We start from the raw sequence: 14,941 nt of genomic DNA, 5'->3' as shown, positions 1-14,941 counted from the left end.
GCCTCTCGTGAGGTGTCGATAACTCAGCCGGCCTCTGTGATGATGGTCGAGCTTTGCTCTAGCGTGCGGTGGACCGGGCACTTATCCGCGATTTCCAAGAGCCGCGCGCGTTGTTCGTCGCTGAGGTCGCCCGTGAGCTTGATGACCCGTTTGAACGTATCCGCCTGGGCATTTCCGCCGCCGCTCTTGGCATCCTGTGCATGGACCTTGTCATGGCTGACGGCCACCTGCACATGATCGAGCGGCCAGCCCTTGCGGCGGGCGTACATGCGGATCGTCATCGAGGTACACGCCCCGAGACCCGCCGACAGGAACCCATAAGGCGACATGCCGCGATTGGTCCCGCCATAGGCGAGCGGTTCATCTGCCAAGGTGTGATGATCCGGGCCGGAATTGATATCCTGCAGGAAGCCGTCGGCATCGGCCTCGGACACGCAAACGATCCCTTCGGGCGCGCCGGGGGGCGGTGCGGGGGGGCGCAGTTCGAGGTATTTCGTGGCCCAGGCAGCGATCACCTCGGCGGCGTATTCCGCATCGGTGGGATCGGTTATCAGGTGATCGGCGTTGTCGAGAGTCACGAAACTCTTGGGGTGCTTGGCGGCGCTAAATATTTCGCCGGCGTTTTCGATGCCCACTGTCGCGTCGCGCGGGGCATGCAGCACCAGGAGGGCGCGGTGCAGGTTGGCGATCTTGTCGGTCAGGCTTTCTGCCTTGACGTTTTCGACAAACCCTTGACCGATGCGGATGGGGCGCCCGCCCAACATCACCTCGGCCGTGCCTTCGGTTTCGATCTCCGCCAGGGCGTCGCCGAAATTATGGGTGACGTGACCGGGATCATAGGGCGCGCCGATGGTGACCACGCCCTTGACGCTGTCGATATCGCCGGCCGCGCCCAGCACCGCCGCGCCACCGAGGGAGTGGCCGATCAAAAGGCTGGGCGCCATCTTGCGCTCGGCAAGGGCCTCTGCCGCGAGGACCAGGTCACGGATGTTGGAGGAGAAGGACGTGTTGGCGAATTCGCCTTCGGAATGGCCCAGTCCGGTGAAGTCAAACCGCAGCACCGCGATGCCTGCTCCGGCTAGGCGCGCCGCGATGCGGCGGGCGGCGGGGATGTCCTTGGAACAGGTAAAGCAATGCGCAAAGAGGGCGGTGGCCAGAAGGGGGCCTTCGGGCAGATCCAGACGGGCGGCAAGGGTACTGCCATCGTGACCCGTGAAGGTGAGGCGTTCGGTCGGCATGGGACGTCCTTAGGTTTTCGGCGTGTTTTGAGGGTAATCAGAGTGCCGCGGGTGCACCAGTATTGTGTCAGCGCCGTCACGCTAAGGTGACAGTATGAAATGCGGGGCTGTCTCTATTGTGATCCGGCGGCTCTTGAAGTTTTCCAGCGGCCCTGTCGTCTGTTGCGGATGGCGATGCCACTTTTGGCTGAGCTGTTAAAATTTTCTATGTATTGAAAGTTGAAAAGCGGCTATGGCAATTGGACCTTAACCGCCAGATGCAAGTATCAAAATTTGTTTAGGTCATGTCGGTGCCATGCAGTTACGGCTGAAAAACCATTTTGAGGTCAGGATGTTCTCGCTTGTGATCACAAGCGTGGTGATATTCGGCAACCTGGTCCTCTTGAGCCTGATGCTGCCGATGGAGATCGTGCGGGAGATTCTCGTAGAAGGCTGTTGCATCGCGGCGATGCTGTCCGCGCCGATCAGCTATTTCGTGGGGCTGAAGTTACTGGACATCAATGTTTTGGCGGAAAAACTGGAACATGCGGTCAATCACGACAACCTGACCGGTGCCTGCACCCGGGCGAGCTTTTATCAGCGGTTGGAGCGGATCGAGGATCAGGATCTTGTGGTGATCGTTGCGGATATCGACCATTTCAAGCAGGTGAATGACCGGTACGGCCACAAGGTTGGTGACGTTGCGTTGCGGCAGTTTACCGGCACCCTGGTGCGTAATTGCCGGGAAGACGACGTCGTGGCACGGTTTGGCGGTGAAGAATTCATCATTCTGCTCAACGGCGTCCGCGAGGACGAGGGGGTCGCCACGGCACAACGCCTCTGCGACTGCGTTCGGGCCAAGAAAATCTATGCGGACGGGCATGAGTTGAAGATCACCGCCAGTTTCGGCGTGGCGGCAATGACGTCCGTCTCGCAAGTCGAGGAGGCTTTTCAGAAAGCGGACTTGGCCGCGTATCGTGCCAAGCGGGAAGGCCGGGATCAGGTGTGCCTTTACGATCCCGAAAAGGATGGTGAGGTGGTAACACCGCAAGTGGCGGCCTGAGAGCGGGCAGGGGCAAGACGCTGCCGGAGACGGCCGTCGACGGATTCAAGAGACAGCGGAATTGTGGTTCATTACCTGAAGCCTGGGACGTTCTCGGCTTAGGCACATGGTGCGAAAGGGTAATTGCCGATCGGGATGATCAGCGACCAACCTGATAATCATATTTCGTGATATATAATCTCACATATATTCGTTTTTTTCATGTTTCCGGCGCGCCTATGTTGCCTCTGTCAACCTTTGATGGAGAGACTGAAATGGCACATGACATTTACATACAACGTCCCGCCGCCGCCCGCCTCGCGGGGCGCGCAAAGGGCGGGTTTATTGCCGTATTTCTGGTGCTGATTGCCTTGCTCGCGATTAGCGGGAGCGGCGCCGAAAACGGATCACAAGAACAAGTTGCCGATCCCATGATCGAGGATTGGCACGGCAACGTCCGCCGGTCCCACGGCGTTCGGTGAGCCCGGCCGATGACCAGTGGGGCGGGCTCAGGCCTGCCCCATCAGGCGCGGATCGAACGGATAGGCGGTCAGGTTTTCATAGCCGGTTTCGGTAATCAGAACCTGATCCTCCAGCTTGATCGAGAAATCCCCGCCGACCGCGCCAACCGCGGCCTCGACACACAGAACCATGCCGGGTTCCAGCGGGTAGTCGAACGCCCCCTCAACGGCCTGATCGGGATAAGCGACAAGAGGCCATTCGTCACAAAGCCCAACCCCGTGCATCAGGCAGCCATATTTCTGCGCCTGAAACTGGTCATCCAGACGATGACTATTGGCGGTCAGTTCCGGTATGGTCACGCCGGGCTTCAGCATTTCCATATTGGTCATGATATGTTCGTGGGCGTGCTGCATCGCATAGACCATGTCATCACGCGGCTTCTCATCCCCGATCCACCAGGTGCGGGAAATGTCCACGCAGATGCCATAGCTGCCGATCAGATCGGTATCGAAAGCCACGATCTCGTTATTTTGCACGATGCGCGGGCCGCATTCCTGGAACCACGGGTTGGTGCGCGGCCCTGAGGACAGAAGCCGGGTTTCGATCCATTCCCCGCCCCGGCGGATGTTCTCTGCATGAAGCACGGCCCAGATGTCATCCTCGGACATATCGCCCCGCGGTACACCGGCCCGCGCGGCATCCTCCATTGCCTTCACGGCGGTCTCGCACGCATGGCTGGCGCAGCGCATCGCGAGGATTTCATCGGGGCCTTTGACGGAGCGGGATTTCTCGGTCACCTCTTCGCCATCCATGATCTCGAACCCCTGCGCCTCAAGCGCGCGCAGCCCGTGCAGCATGATCTTGTCCACCGCGAGCCGCTTGTTGCCCGGTGCGTGTTCGGCGAGGAGCACGCGGATCTCGTTCGAAAGGACATCGGCGGCCACGTCGATCTTGTCGCCCCGGTCGAAGTAAAACAGGTCCGCCCCCGAGCGTTGTTCGCGTACCAGCGGGTTGAACGTGCTGAGGAAAGGCGCGTTCTTGTAATCCCAGATCACCATGTAGCCATCGGCGCAGACAAGCAGCGCCCGGAACGGGTTATGGGTGTTCCAGAGTTGCATGTTGGTGCTGTCGGTTGCATACCGGATGTTCAGCGGATCAAAGAGCAGGATACCGGCATAATCGCGATCGACCACATGCTGCGTCAGGCGCTCCCACCGGTGACGGCGCATCGCCTGCAGATCCGGCAGTTGTAGCCCCGCGGCCTCCCATTCGTCGAAGGCAAGCCGGGTCGGGCCGATCTCGATCCGGTTGGCGTCGTTGGGGGTGTTGTCGCCCAATGTGGCGCCCTTGCGCGGGTCGATCTTGCGGGTGTCGCGATAGTGGGTATTCATGGCTGGCCTCGCTTGCGTCTTGGCCAATCGTGGGCGCGTGTGCGCCGTGCTGCTTGCAGATTAGCGACATTTTCTTGTGTCTTTGGACCGGTTCGGAGGTGGTGCCATGTGGCCCTCTGTCGAGTTAGCGAACCTGCGCCAACGCCGGTAACCGATTGAAAAGAAGCGCAAGCTGCCCTACTACTGCACCGGGTTCGCGTCTCTTTGAGGCCGGATCGCGCGAACGATGGGGAGGTTCGGTATGAGGGTTTGGGGTTCGATCCTGGCGGTGGTGGCGCTGACCGCGCCGTCAATAGGTGCCGCCGAAGAGGCGGTCAGCGATTTCGTGAAATACTCGCTTGATATGCAGGGGTCGCGCGTGAAGGGGGTCATGCTGGTGGCGCGGCTCGTTGATGGCGAAGAGGTGCCGCAGGGTTATTCGATGCGCCGGGTGGTCGATCTCATCACCGATGATTGTGCCAGCGGCAAGGTAAGCCAATTCAAGCTCGGCAAACGCCGGACCAATGAAGGCAGGGGCGTTGTCAAGCAATCCTTCCGTGCGCGGTGCCTAGGCGGGCCACATCCGCGGATCGGGGCGCCGCAGGAGGCGGAGGTCATGGTGACCCGGCAGGAAGACGGGCGCGACCTGGCCGAATATTCCTATTTCAACGATGGCCGCACGGTCAAAATCGAACGATATCGCTGAACCAAGGGGACGCCGCGCGACCTTGTGTGGTGGCGCGGCGCCGGTTTCAGGTCATCTTCAACACCAGATGCGGTTTCCCGTCTGATGTTTTCTGATGGGTGACGCCGCGGGCGTTGACCGTGGCGCTGATCTGGCGGCGCAGGGCGCTGAACCGCTCGGAAGCGACAACATCAATCGGTTCGTCAAAAACCAGCGTCAGGTGCCAGTGGCCGCCCGAGGCCTGGCGCACGGATTTTAGCCGTCCGGTAAAGTCATGGCCGAGGTACTGCCCGGCAACCGCCTGACCAACCTGCCAGACCGGCGTCGCGGTCTCCGCCGCCGCAGACAGCGTGTTCCAGTCGCGAAACCCCCATTGGCCGGCAAGGGTTTCGAGGGCCGCCGAATGGCTGATCGGTGTACCCTGCTGGGCAAGGGTGTTGCGCAGCCGTTTGGCCTGCGTTTTGAGCGCATCGCGCCCGGGAAGGATTTGTGGTGTCATGGTCCAATTCCTTGACGGGTCGGTGACATCATAGAGGGGTGTTCGCGTTGCCATCCGGTCGGTGACCTCTGGGTCAGAAACTGGATCAGGTCAGAGCAGGGCTTCACCATGGGCATCTGCCCTGCGAACGGCGGGGGCCTGCACCCCGAGACCGCGGAAATAGGAATTGATTTCGGTGCTGTCAAGGGGACCGCCGGGGGCGGCGATCATTCCCTTTTCTACTTTCTTGGCGTGCGGCGAAGCGGTTGTTCGGGGTTGATGAAAGGCTGGATTGCGAAGGGGTAGGGACCGTCGGCATCGACCAGGACGCGCACCGCATGCATGTGCTTGGCGCCAAAAGTCTCCAGCGCCATGATGTTGGGCCCTTTCCTTGGGAAGGGGCGGAACATCCTGAATACGTGGCTGTCGCCATAGGTCAGGAGCACGGGGCGATCAAATTCGGTCGCCTGCCAGATCAGCGTTTCGCCGAAACCGGCAAAGCCGGAATGCCGGAGGAACCCTTCGCGGTCCCAGGGCGGGCCAAAACCGAACTCGAACATGTCCGCGTGGATCGCCAGAACAAGCGCCTTGGCATCGCCGGCGGCTGCGAAACTGTCGATCAGCCATTGCTTGTTGGCCGCATCGCGGGCTGCGAATTCGGCAGCGGCGCCGGGCCGGGTCGCTTCGAAATTGTTGTTTGAGCCAACCACATGGGCGGTCACATACATCACGTCGCCCAGCCTCACCCGGGCGTTTTCGGGATAGCCTTGCGCGCCCTGGTGGGTGAGCGTGATCGGGTTCTGGCCGAAGGACGTGGCGGGCTCATCGAAATAGGTGGCGCGGATATGGGCCAGCCGTTCCTCGGGGTCATGCGCGCCGGCCACCAGCCGGTAACAATCGGTCCATTCGTTGTCGCCCGGCGCATAAAGCGTCGGTGCGGTGAACCGGTTTAGGTAATCGAGCCGCTCGGCCAGAAGGTCGTCAGAGCAGAAAGTGCCGCCGGACTTTGTGTCCCCGACGTGAATGACGAGGTCGGGCGCGGCGTCGTTGATCGCATCCACCAGGCCCAGGTAGATGTCATGGATCTCCGCCCCGGTGCCGTAGGGTTGATCGCCCACGATGACAAAACTGAACGGTTCGGCTGCGCTGACCGATGACCAGAGGGCGAGGCTCGCGGCGGTGATCCAGTGGTGGATTTGGGCAGACAGGCGCATCACTTACTGGTCAATCCGCGCGGCCATGATCGCGATGGCCTTCTGATAGACGCTGGCGGCATTCCACTGCTGGATGACTTTGAAATTGGGTTGGCCTTCCTGGTAGCCCTTGCCGGGTTTCCACCCCTTTTGCCGCAGGAAATTCGCAGTCGAGGCGAGTGCATCCGCCTGGCTATAGAAATCGACACGCCCGTCGCCATTGGCATCCACGCCGTATTCGAGCGCATTGCCCGGCAGGAACTGGGTATGACCCAACTCGCCATGTTTTGCGCCCTTGGTCGCGGGGGTGATCGCCCCCTGATCGACCAGTTTCAGGGCACCGATGGCATGCGGAATGAAGAAATCCGAGCGGCGGCAATCATAGGCCAGCGTCGTGATGGCCGAGACAATGGCGCTGTCGCCCATGAAGCCGCCAAATCCCGTTTCCATCCCGTGAATGGCGATCAGAACACCCGCCGGGACACCGTACTGCTTTTCCAGCGCCGCGTAGAAACCCGGGTTGCGCGCCTTGCGTTTGCGCCCCTGCGAGACGATGGCCTCGGCGCCACGCACCCGCATGAACTTTTCGAGCGTGTATTTGAAACTCTTCTGGTTTCGGTCGGCGGCAATGGTCCGGGTGGCATAACGCGCGCTGGCCAGGGCCTGAAGCCCGTTCTTGCGCACGCCCGCGCGCTTCGCCTCCTTGGCAAAGGCCGCTTTCCAGGCCTCGAACCCGTTCGACGTGTTCCCGCACTGGGCGGCCTCCACCGGGGAGGAGAAAGCCAGGATGACAGCGGTTGCGCCGCCTGCGATGAGGGTTGAAAAACGGGGCACGGGGTCAAAAGCTCCTGTTGGGGAAATACTCAGGGCAAAGTGTAGCCGAGCGTGCGGGCCGCTTCAAAGTCTAAACGCGCTTGATTGGGTCGCAATCCCCGAACGGGCGGGCCTCAGCCGATCAGACCGTGGAGCAGCGCCATCGTTTGCGCCGTGGCGCCGTGGGCATCAAGCGTGATGAACGTCCCGGTCAGAGCCGCCGCCTGGGACGATAGGCGCAGGTTCTCGCCCTTGAGAATGTTGAACACCAGGAGGGCGGCACCGACGGGCAGGGCAAAAATCATCACGGTAAACGACACCATCCAGGCGGACAGGCGCAGCGCGGCGGTCTTTTCGCGGATTTCCTCATCCGGATCAGCGTGGCTGATGCTTTCAATGTCCGACAGGAACGCGGCGTAAAGGCTCCCATGCTTGCCGGATTCGATCGACAGGACGGCCTTTTGCGTCAGCGTATCCTGCAACTGGTCGTTGGTTTCATCGACATTCGGCAAGGTATAGCGGCGCTCGACCACACCGGACGGGGTGCGCGATACCGACATTGTCGGCTCGACGGTTTGCTCGGTGGGCTCAGGCTGCGTCGTGGCCATCACGAAATCGGCACTGCTCAGGATGGCGCCGGGGGTCACCCATTTCACCTGATCGGCCGACAGCGTCCAATGGAGGGATTTCAACGCGTGGGCCAGAACCGTGTCTTGGTGGGGGCAATCCTCGTTCGGTTGGTGCGGGCTGTTGATGGTGAGTTCAACGACCAGTGGCGCAGGACGCGGAAGGCCGTCAACCATGTGATCTTCGAACACTGCAACCGTGACGTCATGGTTGAGCGACGAGATACAGGCGCGGTCATTCGACAGGATCCGCACCCCGGTTACATTTTCTTCAAGCGCCTCGAACGCATTGCTCACGCGGTTGCCGATCTTGACGATATCAAGATCCCGCAACCCCTGAAAAATCAGTCCGGCGCTTGCCATTGTCGTGGTCGTTGTCATCACCCAACCCGCTCAGATACTCTTTCTTAGCCTGTTTTCTGCGGATGAAAGATGTGAACAATTTGTTTCAAATGCGGAACCATTGAGGCAATCGGCCAAAAATGAGCCTTTTGGAGCCATTTTCGCAACAATTCCCGGAGTTGGCGGCGTCAGGGCAGGGTTGAACGACTGGAACCGCAGGATGAAGTCTGTTTGCAGGGCCTGCCGGCGTGCTCAGGTCGCCATCTCGAAATATCCCTCGGAGCGGAAGGAAAACTCCGTCTCCTTGCCGATGACAACATGGTCATGGATGGTCACCCCGATCGCATCGCAGGTGGCCAGGATTTGCGTCGTCATGCGGATATCTTCGGGGCTTGGGGTCGGGTCGCCCGAGGGGTGGTTATGCACCAGGATAATGGCGCAGGCATTGAGTTCCAGCGCGCGTTTGGCCAGCTCACGGGGGTAGACCGGCACATGGTCCACCGTGCCTTCGGCCTGTTCTTCATCGGCAATAACGGTGTTCTTGCGGTCGAGATAGAGCACCCGGAACTGCTCCGTGTCACGATGCGCCATCGAGGTGCGGCAATAGGTGATGAGATCGTCCCAGGATGACACGACCTCGCGCTGCAGCACCTTGGCCTGTCCCATCCGGTGGGCGAAGGCTTCGGCGATGCGCAATTGCAGATAGACCTTGGGGGTCGCCCCCTCGACCTGCAACAGCCGGTGCTCGGATGCCGCAACAACCCCGTTCAGATCGCCGAAGGCCGCGAGCAGGCGTTTGGCAAGAGGTTTCACGTCGATCCGCTCGATCGCGTTGAAGAGCAGAAGTTCCAGCAATTCGTATTCCGGCATCGCCTTGTGGCCACCTGAAAGAAACCTCTCGCGAAGGCGTTTGCGATGCCCCCAATAATGCGGCCGCTTGGAGCCGTCCGCATTGGTCAGGAGGCCACCCCCCGCCGCCACATCGGGCGCGAGGCGGGCGTTGTTCTGATAGGTTTTCTCAAAGGCCGGGCGGGCGTCGATCCCGGGCGGCACGCAGCGCGCATCAAGATCTTCCAATCCCCGAAGCGCCTCTTCGGAAAAGCCGTCATGATCTTTTGCAGGGGCCTTGCGCCGTTTCGGAAACCCCGCCATCTCCCGCATCGGTTCCCAGAACGCGCCGAAATGTGTCTTGGATTTTCCGTTCATGTCAGCTCCAGAAATACCGGCGGTGTGCGCTTCGCACCTGTCCCCCCGATTTCTATCGCTTAGTATTTGCGAGACTTGGTTAACCCTTGGTTAAACGTCGCTGGGGCAGGGCCACATCATGCCCCATCACGCGAAAAAAAAGGGCGCCCCGCAGGACGCCCCTTGTTCTTGTTGCTCAGCGGATGCGCTTAGCAGCTATAATACATGCCGAACTCGACCGGGTGCGGCGTGTGCTCGAACAGCTCGACCTCTTCCATCTTCAGCGCGATGTAGCCGTCGATCTGGTCCTTGGTGAAGACGTCGCCAGCCAGCAGGAAGTCGTGATCCCCCGCCAGCGCATCAAGTGCCTCACGCAGGCTACCGCAGACGGTCGGGATGCCTTCCAGCTCTTCCGCGGGCAGGTCGTAGAGGTTCTTGTCCATCGCCTCACCGGGGTCGATCTTCGACTTGATCCCGTCCAGACCCGCCATCAGCAGGGCGGCGAAGGCCAGGTAGGGATTGGCCGCCGGATCGGGGAAGCGGGCCTCAACACGCTTGGCTTTGGGGCTTTCGGTCCACGGAATACGCACGCAGCCCGAACGGTTACGGGCCGAGTAGGCGCGCAGGACAGGAGCCTCGAAGCCCGGGATCAGCCGCTTGTAGCTGTTGGTCGAGGGGTTGGTGAAGGCGTTCAGCGTCTTCGCGTGCTTCAGGATGCCGCCGATGAAATAGAGCGCCTCCTGGGAAAGATCGGCATATTTATCGCCTGCAAACAAGGGTTTGCCGTCTTTCCAGATCGACATGTTCACGTGCATGCCGGTGCCGTTGTCGCCATAGATCGGCTTGGGCATGAAGGTGGCCGACTTGCCATAGGCCTGCGCCACGTTGTGGATCACGTATTTGTACTTCTGCAGCTCATCGGCCTGCTTGGTCAGGCTGTCAAAGATCAGGCCCAGCTCGTGCTGACAGGACGCCACCTCGTGGTGGTGCTTGTCGACCTTCATGCCAAGACGCTTCATCGTGCTCAGCATCTCCGAGCGGATGTCCTGCGCGTCGTCAATCGGGTTCACCGGGAAGTAGCCACCCTTGATGCCGGGACGATGACCTGTGTTGCCCATTTCGTATTCGGTGTCGGTGTTCCACGAGGCGTCAACCGCATCAACTTCGTAGGATACCTTGTTGATCGAATTGGAAAAACGCACGTCGTCAAACAGGAAGAATTCTGCCTCGGGGCCCATGTAGGCCACGTCACCGATGCCCGAGGATTTGAGGTAGGCTTCGGCCTTCTGTGCCGTGCCGCGCGGGTCGCGGTTGTAGGGCTCGCCGGTGTCGGGTTCGACCACCGAGCAATGCAGGCAGAGCGTTTTCTCGGCATAGAAGGGATCGACATAGGCGCTATCGGTATCTGCCATCAACTTCATGTCGGAGGCTTCGATAGACTTCCAGCCGGCAATCGAAGAGCCGTCGAACATGAACCCCTCTTCGAGGAAATCCTCATCGACCAGATCGGCCACGATGGTCACATGCTGCAGCTTGCCGCGCGGGTCGGTGAAGCGGATGTCGACATACTCGATGTCGTCGTCCTTGATCTGCTTGAGAACGCTATCCTTGCTCATTCTCTTCTTCCTTCTTTTTTAACTGAAATAAGGGGTTACAGGGCGTCCGAGCCGGTCTCGCCGGTACGGATGCGGATGGCTTGTTCAACGGGGCTGACGAAAATCTTGCCGTCGCCGATCTTGTCGGTCTTGGCGGCCTCGGTGATGGCTTCGATCGCGGCGTCGACCTGGTCGTCGTCCAGCACCACGTCGATTTTGACCTTGGGCAGGAAATCCACGACATATTCAGCGCCGCGGTAGAGCTCGGTATGGCCTTTCTGGCGGCCAAACCCCTTGACCTCAATCACGCTGAGGCCCTGGATGCCCGCGTCCTGCAGGGCTTCTTTGACCTCATCAAGCTTGAACGGCTTGATGATCGCTTCGATCTTTTTCATTGGATGGCCTCCTGATCCGAAATTTCAGCCTCTGAGACCACTTCTGTTTACCGGCCTCAATCGGATAGGGTGGTCGCGCGCGTGGGTGCGGGTGCGGAAGATAGCCGTTGCACAAAAAATAGGCAGATTGCGCAAAAAGTGACCGAAATTGAATCGCTGAAAGTTAAGACATGACCGAATTGCTGACCGCCGCGCAGATGCGCGCCATCGAACAGGCCGCGATTGAGTCGGGTGAAGTGACGGGCCTGGAGTTGATGGAACGCGCCGGGCGGGGCGTGGTCGAGGCGATTTTCGAGGAATGGCCGGAGTTGGCGAAGACGTCGCATCGTGCGGTGGTTCTGTGCGGGCCGGGCAATAATGGCGGCGACGGGTTCGTGGTGGCGCGGCTCTTGAAGGAATGGGGGTGGGAGGTGGAAGTTTACCTCTATGGTGACCCCGAAAAACTGCCACCGGATGCGAAGGTGAATTGTGAGCGGTGGCTGGAACTGAGCGAGGTCAGTCGATTGATTGTAGGTGCACTTAGATCTGCCATCGAAAAGTCATTCCGAAATTACGGCGAAAAATGCGAGGATGGAGAAATCAGCCGGGCAAGCTGGGCTCAAGAAACAATATACGTTGATGCTTTGTTTGGAACCGGACTTTCAAGACGATTCGAAGACGATCTCCTAGAGATTTCGCGAGAATGGGCCGACATCTGCTATGACCATGGTGTCGCTGTCGATATACCCAGCGGTCTTTGTTCGGATTCCGGAAAGGTGGTTGGTGGAAACTGGTTTTTTTCTAAGTTAGTAGTTGCGTTCGAGCGGCCAAAGCAAGGCCAGTACCTAGGTGACAACATGTATGATGTTAAGTCATTACATTGCGTTGATCTGGATATCGAGTGGCCAAATGGAACTTGGAGTGAAGCGGTGCGCTCCATTTCTAAGGAAGACTTGTCTTTGGACAAAAATGGGTTCTTTGAAGATGGCCTGCAAAAACCACTTAGAACCCACAAATACACGCATGGCCACGCGCTGATCCTCTCGGGCGGTCCCGGTAAGACCGGCGCGGCGCGGTTGGCGGCGCGTGGGGCGCTGCGGATCGGGGCGGGGCTGGTGACCTTGGGCGTGCCACCTGCGGCGCAGATGGAGGTGGCTTCTCACATTACGGCAATCATGCTGACGCGCGTTGAGGATGGCGACAGCTTTGCGGATGTGCTGACGGATGAGCGGCTCAACGCGCTTTGCCTTGGGCCCGGGCTTGGGGTGGAGCGAGCCCGCAGACTGGTGCCGATCGCACTCCGCGCCCCGGCCCCCGAGCCGGGGCCTCGCGCCCAAGGGGGAGGTTCCGGCTCAGGTCGGGGGCGGGCGGTTGTGCTGGACGCGGATGCGCTAACGGCTTTTGCGGAGGCGCCGGAAGAGCTCTTTGGGATGCTGCACGAACATTGCGTGCTGACCCCCCATGACGGAGAATTTGCGCGGCTCTTCCCGGATATCGCCGAGAAGTTGAACGCACCCGCCAACAAGGGCCCGGCTTACTCAAAAGTTGATGCCACGCGCGAGGCGGCGAAACGCGCGGGATGCGTGGTGCTCTACAAGGGGGCCGATACAGTTATCGCAGATCCCGATGGGCGGTGCTCCATCAATTCGGCGCAGTATGACCGCGCGGCGCCCTGGTTGGCGACCGCAGGATCAGGCGATGTGTTGGCGGGTTTCATCACCGGGCTTTTGGCTCGAGGCTTTGACCCGATGAGGGCGGCGGAGACGGCGGCGTGGCTGCATGTCGAATGCGCGCGGTCCTTCGGGCCGGGCCTGATTGCCGAGGATTTGCCGGAGCAATTGCCCAAAGTGTTTCGCGACCTGGGTTTGTAAACGGTATGTGGCCGGTGCCGGCGGGCAAACGGTGCATTTGTCAGGCGGCGATTTCGGAAACCGTGGCGGTCACCTGGCCCACCACCTCGAACCCGTCCACGTAAAGAACATGGCGTCGGTCAAATGCGATGTCACAAAGGGTCATGCAGGTGGGGCCAAGACGTGTGACGAATTCGCCGTCCACCAGCCGGTCAGCGGGAATGACCGCCTCGCGTTTGCCAAAGAGCGCCTGCGCCCGCCAATCGCGGATCAGGATGCCTTGTCCCGCTGGCAGGATCGTGTCGTGATCGGGACGGGTATCGCCAAGTGAGCCCGCCAGAAACCGGATCGCTTCGAACCGGATTTGGCGGCGCAGGACGGCGCGGACCACCGCAGTGCCGCTGTTGCGGGTCACGATGCGATGACCAGGCCGAACATCCCCCACGCGCATCTCGCCCGAAAGGGTCAGTATGGTGCTGTTGGCCAGCAAGCCCGATGGGCCCGGGGGTGAAAAGCTCTTCATGATACCACTCTGCCGCCTGACCGTTTTCGGTTTCATGGCGGTTCTTGCCGTTATCTGCCTCAATAGTTTCGCCATTATAGGTCGCCATTGCGTAAATGTCGCGCTGTTTGTGTGAACGGAGGATTGGTGAATGCCAGCAATTTTCTACTCGCAACCGACGGCGAGCTTTGTTAGAGACCGCGCACAGTGCGGGTGTGGCGAAATTGGTAGACGCACCAGATTTAGGTTCTGGCGCCGCAAGGCGTGGGGGTTCAAGTCCCTCCACCCGCACCATTACCGGTTATCACAAGTATAGGTTTGGACGGGCTGAAATAGGCGCCTTTCGCCGCCGTTTGGGTGTGTGTTCAAGAGTGTTTCCCGAACGACGGACAGCGGGCGAAAACTGTGGTCACGGTGTGTCGCCGCAGTGCGGCAAATCAACGAATCTCTCTCGGGCGGCCACCTGTTGCGGCGAGTGGCCTCGTGAACATGACCCAATGAATGCTGAGAAAACCGCAAAAAACGCTCTGTTTCCAAAAAAAGCCGCCACACACAACATGTGGTTTGGCGGTGATATGAAACCGCCAGAGGCGGTGAGTTTGTTGGTGAATTGGAAACAATACCGGGGGTGGTGCGCCTCCCTGAGCGCCGGCGATCCTGAATTTAGGAAAATTCGAGGGAAATCTGAAACAGCGATTTTGCCGTTGCGGCGTAGGAGGGGAGTTGTCCGTGCCCGGCGCCTCAATTGCGCCTCAGTCGTGCCTTTTTCTTGCCACAATTGCGCGGCGAAAAGGGGACGTGTTGTAACGAGTATCTGCCTGTCGGGTTTGCGACATCTGCCCGAAAACCAGATCCCGGAATGCAAAGAATGGTGACCGTCATTACCATTTCTTTAGGGGATTTGTCGTACCTGACAGGCGGTTTTCTGGGGGCTAAAATGTTGTTTGCGACGACCAAGAGGGAAGACGACTTCCCGATCCAAGATCTTCTGTCCGCCTTGCCGACCGGTGTGGCCGCGCGGAGGGCACATCGGCGCCTGATGCTGGTGACCGGCGCCACGGCGTATGTCAGTGGTGCAACTCTGCTGCTGTCCTTCCTGTCCTGAGGCGCGACGGGCTGCGGCACAGCGCAGCACCTTGGACGCTGGCAGACATTAACGAAAATGCGACCTGAATAATGCCGCTTTGCCCTTGCGTGTGGGCGGGGC

The 14,941-nt window shown here is 60.0% G+C and carries 15 protein-coding genes and 1 tRNA gene; 6 read left to right on the top strand and 10 right to left on the bottom strand.

Annotated features, from left to right (window positions below; all coding sequences use genetic code 11):
* Positions 1-23: 23 nt before the first annotated feature.
* Entirely contained in the window at positions 24-1,238 is a 1,215-nt protein-coding gene (locus RBB29_RS12095; RefSeq protein ID WP_306115162.1) for a bifunctional alpha/beta hydrolase/OsmC family protein, read from the bottom strand.
* 331 nt (positions 1,239-1,569) lie between these two features.
* On the opposite strand from RBB29_RS12095, the gene RBB29_RS12090 reads away from it, so the two are divergent.
* Together RBB29_RS12090 and RBB29_RS12085 are read left to right on the top strand one after the other, a co-directional pair.
* Complete coding sequence (locus tag RBB29_RS12090; protein WP_306115161.1) at positions 1,570-2,280, top strand: GGDEF domain-containing protein; 711 nt, start codon at positions 1,570-1,572, stop codon at positions 2,278-2,280.
* A 254-nt stretch (positions 2,281-2,534) separates the two neighbouring features.
* On the top strand, positions 2,535-2,741 hold the full coding sequence (locus RBB29_RS12085) for a hypothetical protein (protein WP_306115160.1): 207 nt from the start codon (positions 2,535-2,537) through the stop codon (positions 2,739-2,741).
* 27 nt (positions 2,742-2,768) lie between these two features.
* On the opposite strand, the gene dddP is transcribed toward RBB29_RS12085, so the two are convergent.
* Positions 2,769-4,112, bottom strand: a complete 1,344-nt coding sequence (gene dddP / locus RBB29_RS12080) for a dimethylsulfonioproprionate lyase DddP (protein WP_306115159.1) — start codon at positions 4,110-4,112, stop codon at positions 2,769-2,771.
* A gap of 241 nt (positions 4,113-4,353) precedes the next feature.
* Between dddP and RBB29_RS12075 the strand changes: the two genes are divergently transcribed.
* On the top strand, positions 4,354-4,797 hold the full coding sequence (locus RBB29_RS12075) for a hypothetical protein (RefSeq protein ID WP_306115158.1): 444 nt from the start codon (positions 4,354-4,356) through the stop codon (positions 4,795-4,797).
* A gap of 46 nt (positions 4,798-4,843) precedes the next feature.
* Here the strand turns inward: RBB29_RS12075 and RBB29_RS12070 are convergent, their stop codons facing one another.
* The 7 genes from RBB29_RS12070 to RBB29_RS12040 all read right to left on the bottom strand — a co-directional run bounded on the left by RBB29_RS12070 (position 4,844) and on the right by RBB29_RS12040 (position 11,403).
* Positions 4,844-5,275, bottom strand: coding sequence for a glyoxalase superfamily protein (locus tag RBB29_RS12070; protein ID WP_306115157.1), 432 nt, complete (start codon positions 5,273-5,275; stop codon positions 4,844-4,846).
* 218 nt (positions 5,276-5,493) lie between these two features.
* On the bottom strand, positions 5,494-6,468 hold the full coding sequence (locus RBB29_RS12065; protein ID WP_306115156.1) for a metallophosphoesterase: 975 nt from the start codon (positions 6,466-6,468) through the stop codon (positions 5,494-5,496).
* A 3-nt stretch (positions 6,469-6,471) separates the two neighbouring features.
* Positions 6,472-7,260 (bottom strand): lytic transglycosylase domain-containing protein, encoded by a 789-nt coding sequence (locus tag RBB29_RS12060; RefSeq protein WP_306115259.1) that lies wholly within the window; start codon positions 7,258-7,260, stop codon positions 6,472-6,474.
* A 134-nt stretch (positions 7,261-7,394) separates the two neighbouring features.
* A complete protein-coding gene (locus tag RBB29_RS12055; RefSeq protein WP_306115155.1) occupies positions 7,395-8,267 on the bottom strand; it encodes a hypothetical protein in 873 nt (290 codons plus the stop codon).
* A 213-nt stretch (positions 8,268-8,480) separates the two neighbouring features.
* The gene (radC, locus tag RBB29_RS12050) at positions 8,481-9,434 is read right to left on the bottom strand and encodes a DNA repair protein RadC (protein WP_306115154.1); all 954 of its coding nucleotides are present in this window, start codon (positions 9,432-9,434) and stop codon (positions 8,481-8,483) included.
* 188 nt (positions 9,435-9,622) lie between these two features.
* Positions 9,623-11,029, bottom strand: a complete 1,407-nt coding sequence (gene glnA, locus RBB29_RS12045) for a type I glutamate--ammonia ligase (RefSeq protein WP_306115153.1) — start codon at positions 11,027-11,029, stop codon at positions 9,623-9,625.
* A gap of 35 nt (positions 11,030-11,064) precedes the next feature.
* Entirely contained in the window at positions 11,065-11,403 is a 339-nt protein-coding gene (locus tag RBB29_RS12040; protein ID WP_306115152.1) for a P-II family nitrogen regulator, read from the bottom strand.
* A gap of 170 nt (positions 11,404-11,573) precedes the next feature.
* On the opposite strand from RBB29_RS12040, the gene RBB29_RS12035 reads away from it, so the two are divergent.
* On the top strand, positions 11,574-13,253 hold the full coding sequence (locus RBB29_RS12035; RefSeq protein ID WP_306115151.1) for an NAD(P)H-hydrate dehydratase: 1,680 nt from the start codon (positions 11,574-11,576) through the stop codon (positions 13,251-13,253).
* Positions 13,254-13,293: 40 nt separating this feature from the next.
* Here RBB29_RS12035 and RBB29_RS12030 read toward each other — a convergent pair whose 3' ends face one another.
* Entirely contained in the window at positions 13,294-13,755 is a 462-nt protein-coding gene (locus RBB29_RS12030; protein ID WP_306115150.1) for a Hint domain-containing protein, read from the bottom strand.
* 188 nt (positions 13,756-13,943) lie between these two features.
* Between RBB29_RS12030 and RBB29_RS12025 the strand changes: the two genes are divergently transcribed.
* Both RBB29_RS12025 and RBB29_RS12020 read left to right on the top strand, forming a co-directional pair.
* Positions 13,944-14,028, top strand: a tRNA-Leu gene (locus RBB29_RS12025).
* Between the two features lie 574 nt (positions 14,029-14,602).
* Positions 14,603-14,839 carry a hypothetical protein gene (locus tag RBB29_RS12020; RefSeq protein WP_306115148.1) on the top strand — a complete coding sequence of 79 codons (237 nt, stop codon included), beginning with the start codon at positions 14,603-14,605 and terminating at the stop codon, positions 14,837-14,839.
* The last annotated feature ends 102 nt before the right edge of the window (positions 14,840-14,941 follow it).

It is taken from the genome of Roseovarius sp. MMSF_3359 (assembly GCF_030733385.1).
In the GTDB taxonomy this organism is placed as follows: domain Bacteria; phylum Pseudomonadota; class Alphaproteobacteria; order Rhodobacterales; family Rhodobacteraceae; genus Roseovarius.
The sequence above is the reverse complement of the archived record's forward strand: the minus strand, read 5'-3'. Positions and strand labels throughout refer to the sequence as shown.

Excerpts from the sequence above, each read along its gene's own strand:
- RBB29_RS12095 (WP_306115162.1), bottom strand. The coding sequence starts at position 1,238 with ATGCCGACCGAACGCCTCACCTTCACGGGTCACGATGGCAGTACCCTT.
- RBB29_RS12090 (WP_306115161.1), top strand. The coding sequence starts at position 1,570 with ATGTTCTCGCTTGTGATCACAAGCGTGGTGATATTCGGCAACCTGGTC.
- RBB29_RS12085 (WP_306115160.1), top strand. The coding sequence starts at position 2,535 with ATGGCACATGACATTTACATACAACGTCCCGCCGCCGCCCGCCTCGCG.
- dddP (WP_306115159.1), bottom strand. The coding sequence starts at position 4,112 with ATGAATACCCACTATCGCGACACCCGCAAGATCGACCCGCGCAAGGGC.
- RBB29_RS12075 (WP_306115158.1), top strand. The coding sequence starts at position 4,354 with ATGAGGGTTTGGGGTTCGATCCTGGCGGTGGTGGCGCTGACCGCGCCG.
- RBB29_RS12070 (WP_306115157.1), bottom strand. The coding sequence starts at position 5,275 with ATGACACCACAAATCCTTCCCGGGCGCGATGCGCTCAAAACGCAGGCC.
- RBB29_RS12065 (WP_306115156.1), bottom strand. The coding sequence starts at position 6,468 with ATGCGCCTGTCTGCCCAAATCCACCACTGGATCACCGCCGCGAGCCTC.
- RBB29_RS12055 (WP_306115155.1), bottom strand. The coding sequence starts at position 8,267 with ATGACAACGACCACGACAATGGCAAGCGCCGGACTGATTTTTCAGGGG.
- radC (WP_306115154.1), bottom strand. The coding sequence starts at position 9,434 with ATGAACGGAAAATCCAAGACACATTTCGGCGCGTTCTGGGAACCGATG.
- glnA (WP_306115153.1), bottom strand. The coding sequence starts at position 11,029 with ATGAGCAAGGATAGCGTTCTCAAGCAGATCAAGGACGACGACATCGAG.
- RBB29_RS12040 (WP_306115152.1), bottom strand. The coding sequence starts at position 11,403 with ATGAAAAAGATCGAAGCGATCATCAAGCCGTTCAAGCTTGATGAGGTC.
- RBB29_RS12035 (WP_306115151.1), top strand. The coding sequence starts at position 11,574 with ATGACCGAATTGCTGACCGCCGCGCAGATGCGCGCCATCGAACAGGCC.
- RBB29_RS12030 (WP_306115150.1), bottom strand. The coding sequence starts at position 13,755 with ATGAAGAGCTTTTCACCCCCGGGCCCATCGGGCTTGCTGGCCAACAGC.
- RBB29_RS12020 (WP_306115148.1), top strand. The coding sequence starts at position 14,603 with ATGGTGACCGTCATTACCATTTCTTTAGGGGATTTGTCGTACCTGACA.